Genomic DNA, 17162 nt, shown 5'->3' with positions numbered 1-17162 from the left:
CCCGTCCGACCCGCAGGACAGGAGCACGACCAAGTGCCATCATTTTCGACGACCCTCGAACAAGCCATCCACGGCGCTTTGGCGCTTGCCAATGCCCGCCGCCATGAACTTGCCACCTTGGAGCATCTGTTGCTCTCGCTGATCGACGAGCCTGACGCTGCCCGCGTCATGAAGGCTTGCTCGGTCAACCTCGATGATCTGCGCAAGACCCTGAACGACTTCATCGACGACGATCTGTCGACTTTGGTCACAGATGTCGAAGGCTCTGAAGCCGTGCCGACTGCCGCCTTCCAGCGCGTGATCCAGCGCGCGGCGATCCATGTGCAAAGCTCGGGTCGCACCGAAGTCACCGGGGCCAATGTTCTGGTCGCAATCTTCGCCGAGCGCGAATCCAACGCCGCCTATTTCCTGCAAGAACAGGATATGACCCGCTATGACGCGGTGAATTTCATAGCACACGGCGTCGCCAAAGACCCGTCTTATGGCGAGGCCCGCCCGGTGAGCGGGGCCGAAGAACACCACCATGAGACGCCCAAGGCCGAGGCTGGCGAGGCCAAGGAATCCGCGCTGTCGAAATACTGCGTGGATCTGAACGTCAAGGCTATGAAGGGCGATGTCGACCCGCTGATCGGGCGGGAAGATGAGGTGGAACGCGCCATTCAGGTGCTCTGCCGTCGGCGCAAGAACAACCCGCTGCTGGTCGGTGATCCGGGCGTGGGTAAAACCGCGATTGCCGAAGGTTTGGCGAAGAAAATCGTGGATAAACAAACGCCTGAGATTTTGGCGCATGCCACGATCTACAGCCTTGATATGGGCGCATTGCTGGCAGGCACCCGCTATCGTGGTGACTTTGAAGAACGCCTGAAAGCGGTCGTCAAGGAAATGGAAGATCACCCCGACGCGATTCTGTTCATCGACGAGATCCATACCGTGATCGGCGCGGGGGCCACCTCTGGCGGGGCAATGGACGCCTCTAACCTTCTGAAACCGGCTTTGGCTGGCGGCAAGCTGCGCTGCATGGGCTCCACGACCTACAAAGAATTCCGTCAGCATTTTGAGAAAGACCGCGCGCTTGCCCGGCGCTTCCAGAAGATCGACGTGAATGAACCGTCTGTGCCGGATGCGATCAAGATCCTGATGGGTCTGAAGCCGCATTTCGAAGAACACCACGACCTGCGCTACACCAATGATGCGATCAAATCGGCGGTGGAACTGGCGGCGCGCTATATCCACGACCGCAAACTGCCAGATTCGGCGATTGACGTGATCGACGAAGCCGGGGCGGCGCAGCATCTGCTGGCGGATTCGAAAAAGCGCAAAAGTCTGGGCGTAAAAGAGATTGAGGCTGTGGTTGCCAAAATCGCCCGCATCCCGGCGAAAACCGTGTCGAAAGACGATGCCGAAACCCTGCGCGATCTGGAAAAAACCCTGAAACGCGTGGTGTTCGGGCAGGACAAGGCGGTTGAGGCTTTGTGCTCGGCGATCAAACTCGCCCGCGCGGGCCTGCGCGAGCCGGAAAAACCCATCGGCAACTACCTGTTCGCAGGGCCCACAGGTGTGGGCAAAACCGAAGTTGCCAAACAGTTGGCATCGTCCTTGGGCGTTAAGCTGCTGCGGTTCGACATGTCAGAATACATGGAGAAACATGCCGTTAGCCGTTTGATCGGCGCACCTCCGGGTTATGTCGGCTTTGATCAAGGCGGTATGTTGACCGATGGCGTCGATCAAGACCCGCATTGCGTGCTGTTGCTGGATGAGATGGAAAAGGCGCACCCGGATGTCTACAACATCCTGCTGCAGGTGATGGACCACGGCAAGCTGACCGACCACAATGGCCGGACAGTGGATTTCCGCAACGTGATCCTGATCATGACCTCGAACGCAGGCGCTATGGAGCAGTCGAAAGAGGCGATCGGCTTTGGCCGGGCGGCGCGGACTGGCGAAGACACTGCGGCGATCGAGCGGATGTTCACGCCCGAATTCCGCAACCGTCTGGATGCCGTGATCAGCTTCGCGCGCTTGGGCAAAGAGGTGATCATGGAAGTGGTGACCAAATTTGTGCTGCAACTTGAGGCGCAACTGATGGATCGCAACGTCCATATTGACCTGACCCCCGAAGCCGCCGCTTGGCTGGGCGACAAGGGCTATGATGACAAAATGGGCGCGCGGCCTCTGGGCCGGGTGATTCAGGAATACATCAAGAAACCTTTGGCTGAGGAGTTGTTGTTCGGCAAGCTGACCAAAGGCGGTCTGGTGCATGTCCATGTCAAAGACGGCGAACTGGCTTTGACTTTTGAGGAACCGCAAAAGGCCCGCCTGACCGGGCAAAAACCGCCCCTGCTTACGGCGGAATGATCAAGACTTTAACCTTTTCAATGGCCCTCGCCTTCCCGGCGGGGGCCTTTGAATTAGCGTTCCCGGTTGACTGTCGCTTAGGCGATACCTGCTATATCCAACAATATGTCGATCACGACCCCGGACCGGGCGCGCAAGATTTCACCTGCGGGCCGCTGTCGTATCAGGGCCATGACGGCACGGATATCGCCCTAACCTCTCGCGCGGCGATGTTTGCGGGCGTTGATGTGCTGGCAACGGGTGCTGGCACGGTGAAGGGCCTGCGCGATGGCGTGGCCGATTTCGCAGCCCCAGTGGCGGATCGTGAGTGCGGTAACGGCGTGCTCGTCGATCACGGCGGCGGCTGGGAAACCCAATATTGCCATATGAAACAAGGCTCTGTGCGGGTGCGCGTCGGCGATGCGGTTGTGCCCGGCACGGTGCTGGGCCAGATCGGCCAATCCGGTATGGCGGCCTTTCCGCATCTGCATCTCTCGGTGCGCCATAACGGCGTCGAACTTGACCCCTTCGCGCCGGACAGCCTGACCAGTTGCGGCCCCCCCGGCCCCGAACTTTGGGATCATCCGCTGGCTTACCAGCCCGGCGGGATGCTCAGCCTTGGCATCAGCGCCGCCATTCCCGACTATCCGGCGATCAAGGCCGGGCTTGCCAGCCCTGCCCTTCCCGGCGATGCGCCTGCTTTGGTGGTCTGGGCCTATCTGTTCGGTCTGCAAGCGGGGGATGCAGTTTTGTTCCGGCTGACCGGGCCTGAGGGCGAGCTTCTGACTGAGCGTTCTGTGATCGAGAAACCGCAAGCGCAGGCGTTTCGGGCTGTCGGGCGGAAGCTGAAAGCGGCGGAATGGCCAGCAGGCCGCTATCAGGGTGAGGCGATTTTGCAGCGCAGCGGGGTGGAATTGGGGCGTGAGCAGATCGAGATTACTGTGGGTCAGTAGTTAAGAAATGATGAGCGCCCACCATTTAACCCTTTGATTTTATAGAAACCTCGGCCCTGTCCACGCGCGGACACTACCTTTCGGTCAGCTTCAACTCAATCCGCCGATTTTGCGCCCTCGCCTGCGGACTGTCCCCAGTAGCCACGGGCTGATACTCGCCAAACCCGGTCGCGGCCAACCTCTGCGGCGGGAAGCCCAGATTGTCCTGCATGAAGCGCACCACCGACAAAGCCCGGGCTTGGCTCAGCTGCCAGTTATCCTTGAACGCCCCCGTCCCCGACAACGGCACGTCATCGGTGTGACCATCCACCCGGATGATCCAGTCGATCCCCGGCGGAATTTTCCCCGCCACCTCATCCAAAATCTTCACCACATCGGCGATCTGAGCCTGCCCCTCGGGCGCCAGATCGGCCGAGCCGGGGTTGAACAGAACCTCGGACGAGAACACGAACCTGTCGCCAACAACCCGCACGCCTTCACGCCCCGCCAAAAGCTGCGAAAGCTGGCCGAAGAATTCGGAGCGGAATTTCGCAAGATCGGCATTCTCGGCTTCTAGTCGCAGCCGCTCGGCCGCTTCCATTTCGGCACGCTTCTTCTGCTCGGAGGCGACCTGCGCCAAAGCCGCGTTCAACTGGCTGCCTAAGGCTTCGATCTGCACCTTATTGATGGAATCCACGGCAGCGGAGGCATCAAGCAGCCCCTGCAACTCGCCCAGTTGGACACGAAGGGCGGCGATTTGCTGGTTGAGCACCTCGGTCTTGCGGGCGGACTCAACGGATTTGGCTTGCTCGGCGGTCAGGGCTTGCTGAGCCACGGCAAGCAGGGTGGCGTTTTTGTCGCCTGCGGTTGCCGATTGCGCGGCCTTGGTGTTGGCAGCGGCCAGAAGCGTGAGGGTGTCTTCAGCCTTTTTGCGTTGATCTTCCAGCGCCAAGGTCATCGCGGTCAGTTCGGCATCCGAATTTTTCAGCTTGTCGCGCAGGGCGGCGAGGGCTGCGGCATCGACCAGACGCGTGGCTTCGGCCTCGGTGATTTTGGTTTGGGCGGCTTTGAGGTCGGCGGCGCTGGCGTCACCCTTTGCTTTCAGATCGGCCACCAAAGTTTCCAAGGCTTCACGCCGGGCGGCGGCGAGGCGGGCGGCCTCCGCGCTGGCGTCGATCTCGGTGCGGGCTTTGGCGAGGGCGAGGTCGAGGGCCTGCTTTTCGGTCAGAAGTTTCGCGCCTTTGGCTTGTAAATCGGCAACTTCGGCGGTCAAGGCGGTCGCCTGCCCGCGTGCGGCGTCGCGTTCGGAGAGAAGCGAGGCGACTTGGGCTTCAAAACTGGTGATGCGGGTTTGGGCGGCGGCGATTTCACCTTCTTTGGTCGCAATTTGCCCGGTGAGGGTGGCGATCAGCGCGGACTGTTGCTCGCCTTTGGTCTGGGCTGCGGTCAGATCGGAGCTGAGCGTGCCGACTTCACCCTGCAAATCACTGACCTTTTGCCTTTCCAGCCCCAAGGCATCGGCAAGGCCCGCAATTTGCGCGGTGAGGCTGTCGAGTTCGGTCGATTGGGTGGTTATGGTGTCGCGCAACACCGATTGCATCACGGTGAAGATGGTGAGGACGAACATCAGCACCATCAACAGCGTGGTGACGGCGTCGACAAAGCCGGGCCAGATCATCGCGGAATCGCGTTTGCGGCGTAAAGCCATGGCTTAGCCCCGCGCGGGGATGCCGCGCGCCAACTGGCGGACGGAGGCGGTCAGCGCCGAGATGTCGCCGCGCAGATCGGCGAGGCTTTCTTGGCGACCAGCGGAGATTTCCTCGAGGATACGCAGCAGTTGCACGTCGATTGAGCGCAGGCGCATCCGGCTTTCAGCGTCGGAATGGGCGCCACCTTCGGCTCCGGTGAGGGCGGCGATCAGGCGTTCTTGGCCTTCGGCGATGCGGTTGAGCGCTGCGGTCTGGCCGCTTTCGGCAGCGATTTTCTCGGTTAGTTGGGCGACAACTCCGGTCAAGTCGCCAAGCCCCTGCTCTAACCCCGCGAGGCCTTGCTCGACGCCGGAGCGGTTGGCCTCGACCTGCGCGAACAGGCTTTGCATCACTTCGATTTGCTCGGCCAGATGATCCAGCACGGCAGAGGTAACGCCCGCCTCGCCGCCCTCGGCATCGCCACTGGAGAAGCCGACGCGGGTGATCGAGGACAGCCATTCTTCCAATTCGCGCGCGAAACGGTTCTGGCCGTGGTTGGCGAACAGTTCCAGCAGGCCAACGACCAGCGATCCGGCGAGGCCCAAAAGCGACGAGGAAAACGCGGTGCCCATGCCGCCGAGTTGGCTTTCCAAGCCCTTCATCAGCTTACTGAACACCTCCATCCCGGATTCGCCCTGCTGTGGTGCGAGCGAGCGGATGGTTTCGACGATGGCGGGGACGGTGGTGGCAAGGCCGTAGAAGGTGCCGAGAAGACCGAGGAAAACCAATAGGTTGATCAGGTAGCGCGTGATGTCACGGGCTTCCTCAATCCGGGTTTCCACCGATTCCAAAATCGAGCGCGAGGCGGAGGAGGAAATTTGCATCCGCGCGCCACGGGTGCGCAACAGCTGCGCCAAGGGCGCGAGAAGGCGCGGTGCGGCGGCGTCTTCATAGCCGGTGTCGTGGCGCACGAAACGCTCAATCCACGACACCGATTGCACGAGGGTGAAGACCTGCCAGAAGCAGGTCACGACGCCCAAAGCGAAGACCAGGATGATGAAGCCATTGAGCAGCGGGTTGGTGTCGATGATGCCCAACACGGTGCGGTGGATCAGCCACGCCCCCGCGCAAACAAGTGCGACGGCCACAAGCATGGTGACGATCTGGCGAATGGGTTGGCTGAAGAAGGTCGACTGCTCGGCCTTGGAAATGTCCATCGCGTCGGTTCCGCCCGGCTGTTCTGCTGGGGTTAAGCATAGCAGGCGGCGGGCCTGTGCCAAGTAAAACCCTTAGAGTTTGCGAACTTGTGTGGAAAGCCATGCCAAATCGGGGTCGGCAATGCCAAGCTCGGCGAGATGATCGGCGGTGGCAAACAGATAGTCGCGGTTGCGGCCGCGCCCGCCTGTGGCATGGGCGATGATCTGGGCTTGTTCTGCCAAGGGCAGGTTGCCGCAATATTGGTCATGATCGGGGTCGATCACATAGGCTAAGGCAATGATAATGCGACCATCTGACAGGGTGAGCGGCAGAGTGGTTTCTAAATAGGCCGAGGAAATCAGCTCGCGGCCGCGCAAGGCTTGCAGGGTTTCCACCTCGGCCCCCGGCGTGACGCGGAAGGCGACGCCGTCGCAAACAGCACCCGGCGCGTGATCAAGCGCGAGGACGAGGCCAGGGCTTTCGACGCTGCCGCGATGGTGGATCGAGCGCATACAAAAGCTGCGGTGCCAATCGGTGGCGCGGGCGATTTGGCGCTCGGCGACGGGGAAATCCGGGTTCCAGATCAGCGAGCCATAGCCGAAGACCCAAAGCGGTTCTGGTATTTCTTGGCTGTCTGGCATTGGCTATCCCTCTGTTCGGCTTAGGTGTAAGCATTGGGCAAAGCAAAGAAAAGGGGCGAGGATGCGCGCGCTTTTGTGGATTGTGCTGGCGGCTACGGCGGCGTGGACCGGCTATTGGTGGGTGGGGGCGTCGCAGATTGAAAGCGGGGTCAAGGCGTGGATTGCGCAGCAACCGCCGGGGGTGGTGATCGCTTCCAGCGTGGAGGTGCATGGCATCCCGAACCGCTTTGATCTGACGGTTTCCGATCTGGTGCTGGCTGATCCGGCGCAGGGCGTGCAGGTTTCCAGCCCGTTTGTGCAGGTTTATGCGATGACGTGGAAGCCGTGGCATGTGATTGCGGCTTTGCCTTCGGGTCAGGTGATTACGCTGCCGGATCAGGTGGTAACGGTTGGCTCTGAGAAACTGCGGGCGAGTGTGCAGGTGCATCCCTCGACCGCGCTTGCGCTGAATGAGTTGGTGGGTGAGGCTTCTGGTGTGAAGCTGACCTCGGATGCGGGCTGGACGCTGGGGATCAATACCGCCACGGTTTCGATGGCCGAGGATGTGACCCGCGCCAACACCTATCGGCTGGGTCTGCGGGTGGCCGAGATTGCGCCGGATGCTGCGGTGTTGCAGGCTTTGGCGGCGACGGATTTGCCCGATCTTGTGGATGAGGTGTTTCTGGATGGTCATGCTGTGCTGACCGCGCCGCTGGACCGCAATGCGGTGACATCCAGGCCTGAACTGATGGCGCTGGAGATTGCGGATGCACGGGTGAGTTGGGGAGCGTTGAAGTTTTCCGCCAAGGGGGTGCTGACGGCGGGGCCGGATGGGCTGGCGGAAGGCGAGATCGCGTTGCGGGTGGAAGGCTGGAAGCGGCTGCCGCCGATCTTGGTGGCTTTGGGGCTGGTGAAGCCGGATGTGGCGCCGACGGTGGAGCGGATGCTGGGGATTGTGGCACAGCAGGGCGGCGATTTGGAGATTTTGCAGATCAAGCTGATCTGTAAGGATGGCGGCATGGTGCTGGGGCCGCTGCCGTTGGGGCCTGCTCCCCGGATGCGGAATATGGGCGGGGCTTAGGTTATCGGCAGTAGGCCGAACCGCGCCGCTCTGCGGTGTCAAAGTGCAGATGGTCTTCGTGATAGCCGTCGGAGCCAGGGCCGAGGGTGGTGCCGAAGATGCCGCAGGCGGCTTTCTGGGCGCGGCGGATTTGTTTGTTGTAATCGCGCGCCACGGTCCATTCTTTCCCATCTGAGAAGATAAACCCAGCGATATCAACGGCTTTTCCGCGCCCGTGTTCTGAGATTTTCGCCCCACGCACGTTGTTGCGGCTGCGGCACATGTAGCTGCCGAAGATGTGCAACTGCACCACCTCACGGTTGCCGAAGGCGGGGGCCATGCCTTCGCGCATCCAGCGTTTCAGCGCGAGCGCGGTGTCGCAGTCGATGGTGGCGGGCTGGCTGAACGGGATGCCGTCGATGGCGGTGACGCGGACGGGCTCGGCGATGCCACAGCCTTTGGTGCGTGAGGTGACCGGGGGGAGTTCCTGGCCGCGGATCGCAGGGTCGCCGCAGACCGAACCTTTGCGGGATTCTTTTTGGGATTTTCGGGTGGGGGTGGCTTCCGGCTCGGACTGGGCCATCGCCACTTGTTCGACTTCAGCTTGCAATCCCTTGGGGCGAGGCCGGGGTCGCAGCGTCGGGGCAACCGCTGCGATTTCTGGGGCGGCTTGTTGTCGTGCTGGCTCCACGGTGGTTTGCGGCTCGGCGGCGCGTGTGGTTGGGCGATGCCGGGGGCGGAGGATGGGCGCGACCACAGGCGTTTCGGGTTGCACAACGGTGGGGCGTGGGGCGGGATGGGGGGAGGATTTCGGGGCCTCGGCCATCGCCATCCCACCGAGTACCGCCAAGATCAGTGTGAGGGGGCCAATGGCCCGCATGTTAGGCCTCGCCTGCGGGCTTTGCCGCAGCTGGGGCGCGACCGAAATCGGGGGCGGAGGTGTCTTGCCCGGCCTCAATAATGCCGCGACGGATGGCACGGGTGCGGGTGAAATAATCGTGCAGATGATCGCCGTCCCCCATACGGATGGCGCGTTGCAGCACGAACAATTCCTCGGCAAAGCGACCCAGAATATCCAGCACCGCGTCTTTGTTGGTCAGGAATACATCGCGCCACATCGTCGGGTCCGATGCCGCGATCCGGGTGAAATCGCGGAAACCCGAGGCGGAATATTCGATGACTTCAGAGTTGGACACTTGTGCGAGGTGATCCGCGACGCCCACCATGGTGTAGGCGATCAGGTGTGGGGTGTGGCTGACCACGGCTAAGACCTGATCATGATGCGGCGGGTCCATCAAATTGACCTTGGCCCCCATGCCGATCAGCAGAGATTGCAGGCGTGCGAGGGCCGCAGGGTCAACTTCGGGTGCCGGGGTCAACAGCCACCAGCGGTTTTGAAACAGCGTCGCAAAGCCCGAGCGCGGGCCGGAATATTCGGTGCCTGCCATCGGGTGGCCGGGAATAAACTGAACGCCTTCAGGGATATAGGGGGCGACGGCGGCGATCACGGCTTGTTTGACCGAGCCTACATCGGTGACGGTGCAACCCGGCATAAGATGCGGGCCGATTTCTTCAGCAATCGCCGCCATAGCACCCACGGGCACGGCAAGCACGACCAGATCAGCGCCCTGCACGGCTTCGGCAGCAGTGGCGTAGACATGATCGCACAGGCCCAGTTCCAAGGCGGTCGCGCGGGTTTCAGCCGATTTGGCGTGACCAACGATCTGCCCCGCAAGGCCGTTGGCGCGCATCGCATGGGCCATCGACGAGGCGATCAGGCCCAGTCCGATCAGGGCCACCCGGCTGTAGATTTGCGTCATTTCACACCCTTGAACTGCGCAATCGCGTGGACGACGCGGCGGCACGAGGCCTCATCCCCCACGGTGATGCGCAGGCAGTGCGGCAGTTTGTAGCTGACGACGCGGCGCACGATCAGGCCCTGCTTTTGCAGAAACAAATCGCAGGCCTCGGCTTCTTCCGGGCTAGCAAAGCGGGCGAGGATGAAATTGGCAAGCGAGGTGTCGGAGGGAATGCCAAGCTCGGCCAAAGCCTGCGCAAGCCACGTCCGCATCCGGGCGTTGTCGGTGCGGCAGCGGTTGACGAAATCCTGATCACGCACGGCGGCTTCGGCGGTATCCAGCTGGGTGTTCGACAGGTTGAACGGGCCACGAATGCGGTTCAGCACGTCGATGATTTGTTTGGGGCCATAGCCCCAGCCGATGCGCAGACCGCCCAGACCGTAGATTTTCGAGAAGGTGCGGGTCATCACGACGTTGGTGCGGGATTCGATCAGGGAGAGGCCGGCATCAAAACCTTCAACAAACTCGGCATAGGCACCGTCGAGCACCAGAATGGCCTGCGCAGGCAGCCCCGCAGCAAGGCGTTCGATCTCGGCGGCGGAAATCATCGTGCCGGTCGGGTTGTTTGGGTTGGCGATAAAAACCAGCTTTGTTCGACGGTTGCAGGCGCGCAGGATGGCATCGACATCGGTGGTGCGGTCGCGTTCGGCGACTTCAACCGGGGTGGCCCCTGCGGCGAGGGCCGAGATGCGATACATCAGGAAGCCGTGTTCGGTGAACACCACTTCGTCTTTCGGGCCGGCATAGGCTTGGCACAGGAAGGTGATGATTTCATCGGAACCGACACCGCAGATCACGCGGCTGGCGTCGAGGCCATGCACGTCGGCGATGGCTTGGCGCAAGGACGCGTGGTCTGTGTTGGGGTAGCGGTGCAGGTTGTGGACCGAGCGGGCGAAGGCGTCTTTGGCTTTGTCAGACGGGCCGAACGGGTTTTCGTTCGACGACAGTTTCAGCACATTGGTGACGCCTGCGATGGCGGCTTTGCCACCTTCGTACAGAGCGATGTCCATGATGCCGGGCTGTGGGCGGATTGCGTCGTTCATCGGATTCCCCAAGTGTTGCGCGGGTTTTAGCGAGGGGGCGGGTGCAATGCCAGCAACATTTGGCCTATCGGGCTGCGCAAGGGGCTAGCCCTTGCGCAAATGTCTCAAACCGCGAGGAAGTTGGTGAACTGCCACGGATCGTCTTCGTCCCGATCCTCGGCAAAACGGTTGATGCGGTTTTGCAGCGGGGTCCAGTCGGTGTAGTGGCACTCGATGCGGCCCAAGTAGGGGCGTTGGACGTCGAGGCAGCGGGCGTGGTCCATCTCATCGGCTTCGACGAAGCCCATGCGGGGGTTTTCGGCGGTCCAGACCATTGCGGCGAGGACGGCGGAGGTCACCTGCATGCCGGTAGCGTTCTGGTAAGGGGCCAAAGCGCGGGCTTCTTCGATGGTCAGGCGCGAGCCATACCACATAGCCCCTTTGGCGTGACCGTAGAGAAACACGCCCAGATCGTCGCCGCCGCCGATGATTTCATCGGCGGTCAGGATGTGTTTTTGTTCAGGGAGTTTTCCTGCGCCATTGGTTTCGTGCAACGATAGGATCGCGTCCGGGCATGGGTGGTAGGCGTAGTGGCAGGTCGGGCGGTAAAGGGCGCGGGGGCCGTCCCAGACCGTGTAATAGTCGGGGATCGACAGCGATTCATTATGGGTGACGACAAGGCCGAATTGCGGGCCGACATCGGGGCACCAAGAGCGCACGCGGGTATCGGCGCCAGGGCGGTCGATCCAGATCGCATAGCCGGGGCCGGATTTGAATTTATGGCCGTTGGGGGGTAGTTTTTTCTCATGCGTGCCCCAGCCGAGTTCGGCGGGTTGGTAGCCTTCCGAGAGCAGGCCATCGACCGACCAGGAGTTGACGAAGGTGCCTTGGGGCTTGGGGCGGGCAGAGACCTGAGTGTCGCGCTCGGCAATGTGAACGCCGTTGACGCCAAGGGTCATCGCGAGCAGGGCCCAGTCTTGTTGGGTCTTGGGGTCGGTTTTGACGCCAGTATCTTTGGCGAGGCGCAGCAGCGCTTCCTTCAGCAACCAACTGACCATGCCTGGATTGGCGCCGCAGCAGGAGACTGCTGTCGGGCCGCCGGGATAGGTTTTGCCCAACGCGCGGACCTTTTCGCGCAGGGGATAATTGGTACGGTCGGCGTTCGGCAGCGGCGAGTTGAAGTAGAAACCGGGCCAAGGCTCCACGACGGTGTCGATATATTGCACGCCAAGCTCTTGGCAGAGCTTCATCAGTTCGATGGAATCTACGTCGACGGAAAGGTTAACGATGAAGCCTTTGCCATTCGGGAACAGGCTGCGCAGGGTTTCGGCGAAGTTGTCCTGCGTCAACGCCAGTTGCAGGTGGTTGATGCCATGTTCGGCCAGCATCGGCGCGAATTCAGCCGAGGGCTCGATCACGGTGAACTGGTCGCGGTCGAAATCAATGTGGCGCTGGATCAACGGCAGAGTGCCACGGCCAATCGAGCCGAAGCCGATCATCACCAAGGGGCCGTCGATGCGGGCGTGTACGGTGTAGGTCATAAGGTCCTCAATGCTTGTCGGTTTTCGCCGACAGCCAATCCATCAGAGCGAGCAGAACGCCCGAGGTCACGAAGGTCAGGTGGATGATCACCATCCAGCGCAAAGTGTCGGGGGTGACGGCATAAGCCGAGTCTGGCTTACCTAAACCCATGAAGACCTTTAGCAAGTGAATACCTGAAATCGCCACGATCGAGGCGATCAGTTTCATTTTCAGGCCCGAGAAATCGACCTTGCCCATCCAATCGGGTCGGTCATCGCTGGTGATGTCCAGCTTAGAGACGAAATTCTCATAGCCGGAAAACAGCACGATCAGCAGCAGGTTGGCGGCAAGGCTAAGGTCGATCAGGGTCAACACCGAAAGGATACTTTGATCGGCTGTCATCGTCAGGACTTGTGGCGCGTAATAAGCCAATTCCTTTACGAAAATCACCACTAGCATCGCAAGGCTGACCACCAGCCCAAGATACATCGGCGCCATCAACCAGCGGCTGGCGAACAGACCCTGTTCAAACTTCGATTCAAGCGTGGGTTTGTCTGACATCACGGGCTCCGATAAAAGAGAAAAGGCCCGCCATAAAGGCGGGCCGATCATAACGGTTTCGCCTCTGCCGAGTGGGGCAGAGCTTAGTTTTTGGCGTAATATTCGACGACCAGGTTCGGTTCCATGACGACCGGATACGGGATGTCGCCCAGACCGGGGGTGCGGATGAACTTCACGGTCAGTTTGTTGGTGTCGATTTCAAGATAGTCCGGGGTGTCACGCTCGGTCAAAGCCAAAGCCTCTGCGATGATCGCGAGTTGACGCGACTTTTCGCGAACGGCGATGATGTCGCCCTCTTTGACACGGTACGACGCGATGTTGACGCGGCTGCCGTTGACGGTGACGTGGCCATGGTTCACGAACTGACGCGCTGCGAATACGGTCGGCACCAGTTTAGCACGGTATACGACGGCGTCGAGGCGACGCTCCAGCAGACCCACCAGCATCTCGCCGGTATCGCCTTTGACGCGTTCAGCTTCGGTGTAGATCTTGCGGAATTGCTTCTCGGTCAGGTCACCATAGTAACCCTTCAGTTTTTGCTTAGCGCGCAACTGAGTACCGAAATCCGACAGCTTGTTCTTGCGGCGCTGACCGTGCTGGCCGGGGCCATATTCACGCTTGTTCACCGGGGATTTCGGACGGCCCCAGATGTTTTCGCCCATGCGACGGTCAATTTTGTACTTGGCAGAGGTGCGTTTTGTCATCTCTGATCTCCTTCTTAAGTTACGAAGGGCGTTGTCCTTTAACCCGAAGGTTCGACAGGGTTCTTCTTGCGAAGTCCACCAACACCAATGAAAAGCCCCGGACTTTCATCCGGGACGTAGGGCGGCTTATACAGTCGGCCTAAGCAGAGTCAACCGCTGCAGACCACTTTATGCCGCCAGTTCGTGCCGCAGGATGGCGGCCTCGGACCCCGAGATATTACGGCGGGCGTAATCGCCGTAGGCGTGCGGATTTTCTGCGATCTCGGGCAGGATGTGCAGCAGGCCTTCGCGCTGTACCGGATCGACAGTATCGAGCGCGGTGTTGGAGGGGTGGAAGCTTTCGGTTTCCAGCCCATTGGCCCAGACGATATTGTGCCGCTCCAACAGGATATGCACATAAGTCACCTCGCGCAGCACGTGATCAACGGCGATGGTGGCGTCGTTAACCAGATCTTCGGCGGCGACCAGCACTTCCGATGTGTTGAACAAGGCCTGTGCTGCGGCACCTTTGACCAGCATCCGGTGCTGCGGCGAGACCAACAAATCCTCATCCGGGCGGTAAAGGCCCATCGAATTTGCCCGAAATCGAATGGGCCGCAGATGTGGCATGGCGTAAAGCCGCGCGCCGGACATCCGCCTGTGACCGGTCCAGAGAACCTCTTGCGGGCCATTGTCGCGGGTCAGGATCATATCACCGCTGCGCAGATGGCGGATTTGCTGCACTCCGTCCGGCGTGGCCACGCGTGTATCAGGCGTAAAGCAAATCACCCCGCCCGCCACCCGCGCCCCTGCCCCGGAATGGGTGCGGTCAATCGCGGTGCGCACCACCCACAAATCCTGATCGCAGGGCGGCAGATCGCCGACCAGCATCAACAGATGCGCCCCGGTGTCCGGCACCGGAATGATGGTTACCGTGAAGGACTGATGCCCATCGGTGACGATAAAGCCCTGATCGGGAAGATCAGGATAGGGATCTGTTTCGTATTCCGGCTTAACCTCGCCGCCCACCGCTACACCCACCAGACGGCGCACCATGCGCGCCGCCCTTTTGCGTAAATCCGCCGCCCCTTCAGCCTGTTCCAAAAGTAGCAACCCCTGAGGACCGTCCACGCGCACGGCTGCACCCGTCCAACGCCATGCGGCGCCTACGCTCAGTAAGTCCAAGGATGCGGCCTTAAGGCCGTCTACTTCTGTTTGTGACCAGGAGATGACGAACGTGCCCAAAGAGCCCGTTTTCATGCCTGTTTGCCTGCTCGTTTTTTTGTTTCTTATCTGGAAACGTTAACAGAGGGTTACGCGAATTCCTATGGTAAAAAGGCAACAGAGCAAGTGAATGTTACTTTATACAACTTTGAGTTGATCTGGTGTTCTTCGGCCGATTCGATTTGCTTAGAACTTGAGGTTCAGGTTCAGCCCGCCAACCAACTGGCATTCCGGCTGCTGATCAAATTCCTTGCTCAGATAGCTGACGCCATAGAACACCGAGGCCTTTTCGCCCTGCCAATGCACCCCCGCGCGCAGGCGTGAGCGGTCTTCGGTCAGGGTGGCCACGCCATCTGCGGGCAGCAAAGCCGAGTCAAACACCCGCGCGATATCACCGCCGAGAATAAAGCTAACGCCTTGATCGCGCGTGCCTTCCACGGCGCGGTAGCGTTGGCCGGTGACGCCTTCGCGCACCATCAGATCATCGCGGCCCAGCGTGCCGATCACCAGATCGCCGCCAACGCGCACAAAGCTTTCGACCCCGGCTTGGGCCTGCACGAAGGGGCGCAGCTCGGCCCGATCCCCGAGTGAAAATTTGTGGCCCAGTTCAGCCTCCAGCGTCGGATAGATGCCGTTGCCGATCTGGTTGTCGATCACCGTGGGCTTCTCCAGCCCGACCATGTTGTGAATCCATTTCTGGAAATTGCTGATCCCGGTCTGCGGCCCAAGCAGCACCAGCTCGGTGCCGACGCTGACATCATTGCCGCGCCAGTCGAATTGGGTGTGCAGCCCGAACGACAAAGTGGCGGCGTAGCGGCGGTCTGTTGGCGGCGGCGAGACCAGATCTTCGGGTGCTACGATCTGTGCCGAGCCGCGGAATTCGAGGATCTCGCCCGGCGTGGTCGGCAATGCGCCATCCCAAGAATAGCCCCTGATGCGGCTGACCTGATAGCCACCGGTGCGCCAGCGGTCTTTTTGGTCGCCTAAAGCGTCATTGCTGAACATCCGACCCCAGCCGAGCGTCACCCGATCTTCGGCATGGGCGGGCACGGCGGTGACAAATGCTGCCGCAATCACCAGGGTTTTTACAAAGTCCAACATCTCGATCCCCAACTCCGCCGTCTTTTGGCCTAATCTGCCACAAACCGCGCTTTTTATCGTTATAGTTTAACTGCCACCTGAGCAGTGCATCTGCTGTTGTTGCATTTGCACTATGGCAAGAAGATGGAAAACACTTTCTTAATGCGAAAGAATTTTCGGCGCGAAAGGATGTGCGATGGCCACAGCATTTTACCATGATGAGCGGTGTTTGTGGCACACGGGCGGCGAACAGGTGCTTTTCATCCCCGCAGGCGGCTATGTGCAGCCGCCCTCGGCCACCGGATTTGCCGAGAACCCGGAAACGAAACGGCGATTCAAGAACCTGCTGGAAGTGGCGGGGATTTGGCCGCAACTGACCGTGCGCTCGGCTGAACCGTCCAGCAGCGACGATCTGTTGCGGGTGCATACAGCGGACTATCTTGATCGGCTCAAGGCGATGTCGGACGCAGGTGGCGGCAATATCCCACCGCATTTCGCGCCGTTTGGGCAGGGCAGTTACGAGATCGCCTGTTTGTCCTCGGGGCTGGTGAAACAGGCGGTGGAGGATGTGGTGACGGGGGCGGTCGCGCGGGCCTATGCTTTGTCACGGCCACCGGGGCACCATTGTTTGCCGGATGCCTCAATGGGGTTTTGCCTGCTGGCGAATATCCCGGTGGCACTGGAGGCTGTGCGGGCCAAGCATGGGCCGTTGCGGGTGGCGGTGGTGGATTGGGATGTGCATCATGGCAATGGCACCCAGACGATTTTCTATGACCGTGCCGATACGCTGACGATATCCTTGCATCAGGAAAACTGCTTTCCGCCGGGCTATGGCGGGGCGGAAGATCGTGGTATCGGTGCGGGGCATGGCACAAATCTCAACATTCCGCTGCTCGCAGGCTGCGGCCATCAGGCTTATCTTGATGCCTTTGAGCTGTTGGTGACGCCAGCGCTGCGGGAGTTCAAACCTGATCTGATCGTGGTGGCCTCGGGCTATGACGCCTCTTGCGTCGATCCTTTGGCGCGGATGCAGGCGACATCTGAGACGTTTCGGGCGATGGCGCGGCAGGTGTTTGGGTTGGCGGAGGAGCTTTGTGGTGGCAAGATTGTGGTGGCACATGAGGGCGGCTATTCCGACATTTATGTGCCGTTTTGCGGGCTCGCGGTGGTCGAGGAACTGCTGGGCACGCGCAGCCCGGTGATCGACCCGCTGCTGGAAATGTCTGATCTGCAACAGCCGCCCGCCGATCTGATCACGTTTCAGCGGGCAAGGCTGGAAGCGCAGGCTTGGCGGATTTTCGGCTGATCACGAAGGTTTTCCGCCCAAGGCAAAGCACACCCTTCCCTGCGCTTGCGCCAGACTGTATCATGCCGCCATAAC

Annotated in this window: 15 protein-coding genes; 4 read left to right on the top strand and 11 right to left on the bottom strand. The window is 60.7% G+C overall.

What is annotated here, in order from left to right; translation table 11 throughout:
- Positions 1 to 33: 33 nt before the first annotated feature.
- Together clpA and AKV04_RS13725 are read left to right on the top strand one after the other, a co-directional pair.
- Positions 34 to 2355, top strand: coding sequence for an ATP-dependent Clp protease ATP-binding subunit ClpA (gene clpA, locus AKV04_RS13730; RefSeq protein WP_054006975.1), 2322 nt, complete (start codon positions 34 to 36; stop codon positions 2353 to 2355).
- The gene (locus AKV04_RS13725; protein ID WP_054006974.1) at positions 2352 to 3287 is read left to right on the top strand and encodes a M23 family metallopeptidase; all 936 of its coding nucleotides are present in this window, start codon (positions 2352 to 2354) and stop codon (positions 3285 to 3287) included. The genes clpA and AKV04_RS13725 overlap by 4 nt, the downstream gene beginning before the upstream one ends.
- A gap of 73 nt (positions 3288 to 3360) precedes the next feature.
- Here AKV04_RS13725 and AKV04_RS13720 read toward each other — a convergent pair whose 3' ends face one another.
- The 3 genes from AKV04_RS13720 to AKV04_RS13710 form a co-directional block, all read right to left on the bottom strand.
- Positions 3361 to 4974: a peptidoglycan -binding protein gene (locus AKV04_RS13720; protein ID WP_054006973.1), complete on the bottom strand. Its 1614-nt coding sequence runs from the start codon at positions 4972 to 4974 to the stop codon at positions 3361 to 3363.
- A 3-nt stretch (positions 4975 to 4977) separates the two neighbouring features.
- Positions 4978 to 6171 carry a hypothetical protein gene (locus tag AKV04_RS13715; protein WP_054006972.1) on the bottom strand — a complete coding sequence of 398 codons (1194 nt, stop codon included), beginning with the start codon at positions 6169 to 6171 and terminating at the stop codon, positions 4978 to 4980.
- Between the two features lie 72 nt (positions 6172 to 6243).
- Positions 6244 to 6774 (bottom strand): gamma-glutamylcyclotransferase, encoded by a 531-nt coding sequence (locus tag AKV04_RS13710; RefSeq protein ID WP_156317562.1) that lies wholly within the window; start codon positions 6772 to 6774, stop codon positions 6244 to 6246.
- Positions 6775 to 6853: 79 nt separating this feature from the next.
- Here AKV04_RS13710 and AKV04_RS13705 point away from each other — a divergent pair, with 79 nt between their 5' ends.
- Positions 6854 to 7852, top strand: coding sequence for a DUF2125 domain-containing protein (locus tag AKV04_RS13705; protein ID WP_054006970.1), 999 nt, complete (start codon positions 6854 to 6856; stop codon positions 7850 to 7852).
- Between the two features lies 1 nt (position 7853).
- Here the strand turns inward: AKV04_RS13705 and AKV04_RS13700 are convergent, their stop codons facing one another.
- The 8 genes from AKV04_RS13700 to AKV04_RS13665 all read right to left on the bottom strand — a co-directional run bounded on the left by AKV04_RS13700 (position 7854) and on the right by AKV04_RS13665 (position 15802).
- Complete coding sequence (locus AKV04_RS13700) at positions 7854 to 8711, bottom strand: extensin-like domain-containing protein (RefSeq protein WP_054006969.1); 858 nt, start codon at positions 8709 to 8711, stop codon at positions 7854 to 7856.
- Position 8712: 1 nt separating this feature from the next.
- Complete coding sequence (locus tag AKV04_RS13695; protein ID WP_054006968.1) at positions 8713 to 9651, bottom strand: prephenate/arogenate dehydrogenase family protein; 939 nt, start codon at positions 9649 to 9651, stop codon at positions 8713 to 8715.
- Positions 9648 to 10733, bottom strand: coding sequence for a histidinol-phosphate transaminase (hisC, locus tag AKV04_RS13690; RefSeq protein ID WP_054006967.1), 1086 nt, complete (start codon positions 10731 to 10733; stop codon positions 9648 to 9650). The genes AKV04_RS13695 and hisC overlap by 4 nt, the downstream gene beginning before the upstream one ends.
- Positions 10734 to 10837: 104 nt before the next feature.
- A complete protein-coding gene (locus AKV04_RS13685) occupies positions 10838 to 12253 on the bottom strand; it encodes a homospermidine synthase (RefSeq protein WP_054006966.1) in 1416 nt (471 codons plus the stop codon).
- 7 nt (positions 12254 to 12260) lie between these two features.
- The gene (locus AKV04_RS13680; protein WP_054007179.1) at positions 12261 to 12794 is read right to left on the bottom strand and encodes a TIGR00645 family protein; all 534 of its coding nucleotides are present in this window, start codon (positions 12792 to 12794) and stop codon (positions 12261 to 12263) included.
- Positions 12795 to 12877: 83 nt separating this feature from the next.
- Positions 12878 to 13498, bottom strand: coding sequence for a 30S ribosomal protein S4 (rpsD, locus tag AKV04_RS13675; protein ID WP_054006965.1), 621 nt, complete (start codon positions 13496 to 13498; stop codon positions 12878 to 12880).
- 168 nt (positions 13499 to 13666) lie between these two features.
- Positions 13667 to 14533, bottom strand: coding sequence for a Hint domain-containing protein (locus AKV04_RS13670; protein WP_328287151.1), 867 nt, complete (start codon positions 14531 to 14533; stop codon positions 13667 to 13669).
- A gap of 354 nt (positions 14534 to 14887) precedes the next feature.
- On the bottom strand, positions 14888 to 15802 hold the full coding sequence (locus tag AKV04_RS13665) for a lipid A-modifier LpxR family protein (RefSeq protein WP_054006963.1): 915 nt from the start codon (positions 15800 to 15802) through the stop codon (positions 14888 to 14890).
- Positions 15803 to 15977: 175 nt separating this feature from the next.
- Here AKV04_RS13665 and AKV04_RS13660 point away from each other — a divergent pair, with 175 nt between their 5' ends.
- A complete protein-coding gene (locus AKV04_RS13660) occupies positions 15978 to 17087 on the top strand; it encodes a class II histone deacetylase (protein ID WP_054006962.1) in 1110 nt (369 codons plus the stop codon).
- Positions 17088 to 17162 lie beyond the last annotated feature (75 nt).

The sequence above is a fragment of the Cypionkella psychrotolerans genome (genome assembly GCF_001294535.1).
Taxonomy (GTDB): Bacteria; Pseudomonadota; Alphaproteobacteria; order Rhodobacterales; family Rhodobacteraceae; genus Cypionkella; species Cypionkella psychrotolerans.
This window is presented reverse-complemented; position numbering and strand designations above follow the sequence as displayed.

What these genes read in the sequence shown, in the direction of transcription:
- AKV04_RS13680 (WP_054007179.1), bottom strand. Translation starts at nt 12,794, where the DNA reads ATGTCAGACAAACCCACGCTTGAATCGAAGTTTGAACAGGGTCTGTTC.
- AKV04_RS13695 (WP_054006968.1), bottom strand. Translation starts at nt 9,651, where the DNA reads ATGACGCAAATCTACAGCCGGGTGGCCCTGATCGGACTGGGCCTGATC.
- AKV04_RS13705 (WP_054006970.1), top strand. Translation starts at nt 6,854, where the DNA reads ATGCGCGCGCTTTTGTGGATTGTGCTGGCGGCTACGGCGGCGTGGACC.
- AKV04_RS13660 (WP_054006962.1), top strand. Translation starts at nt 15,978, where the DNA reads ATGGCCACAGCATTTTACCATGATGAGCGGTGTTTGTGGCACACGGGC.
- AKV04_RS13720 (WP_054006973.1), bottom strand. Translation starts at nt 4,974, where the DNA reads ATGGCTTTACGCCGCAAACGCGATTCCGCGATGATCTGGCCCGGCTTT.
- rpsD (WP_054006965.1), bottom strand. Translation starts at nt 13,498, where the DNA reads ATGACAAAACGCACCTCTGCCAAGTACAAAATTGACCGTCGCATGGGC.
- AKV04_RS13725 (WP_054006974.1), top strand. Translation starts at nt 2,352, where the DNA reads ATGATCAAGACTTTAACCTTTTCAATGGCCCTCGCCTTCCCGGCGGGG.
- AKV04_RS13700 (WP_054006969.1), bottom strand. Translation starts at nt 8,711, where the DNA reads ATGCGGGCCATTGGCCCCCTCACACTGATCTTGGCGGTACTCGGTGGG.
- hisC (WP_054006967.1), bottom strand. Translation starts at nt 10,733, where the DNA reads ATGAACGACGCAATCCGCCCACAGCCCGGCATCATGGACATCGCTCTG.
- AKV04_RS13670 (WP_328287151.1), bottom strand. Translation starts at nt 14,533, where the DNA reads ATGGTGCGCCGTCTGGTGGGTGTAGCGGTGGGCGGCGAGGTTAAGCCG.
- AKV04_RS13665 (WP_054006963.1), bottom strand. Translation starts at nt 15,802, where the DNA reads ATGTTGGACTTTGTAAAAACCCTGGTGATTGCGGCAGCATTTGTCACC.
- AKV04_RS13685 (WP_054006966.1), bottom strand. Translation starts at nt 12,253, where the DNA reads ATGACCTACACCGTACACGCCCGCATCGACGGCCCCTTGGTGATGATC.
- AKV04_RS13715 (WP_054006972.1), bottom strand. Translation starts at nt 6,171, where the DNA reads ATGGACATTTCCAAGGCCGAGCAGTCGACCTTCTTCAGCCAACCCATT.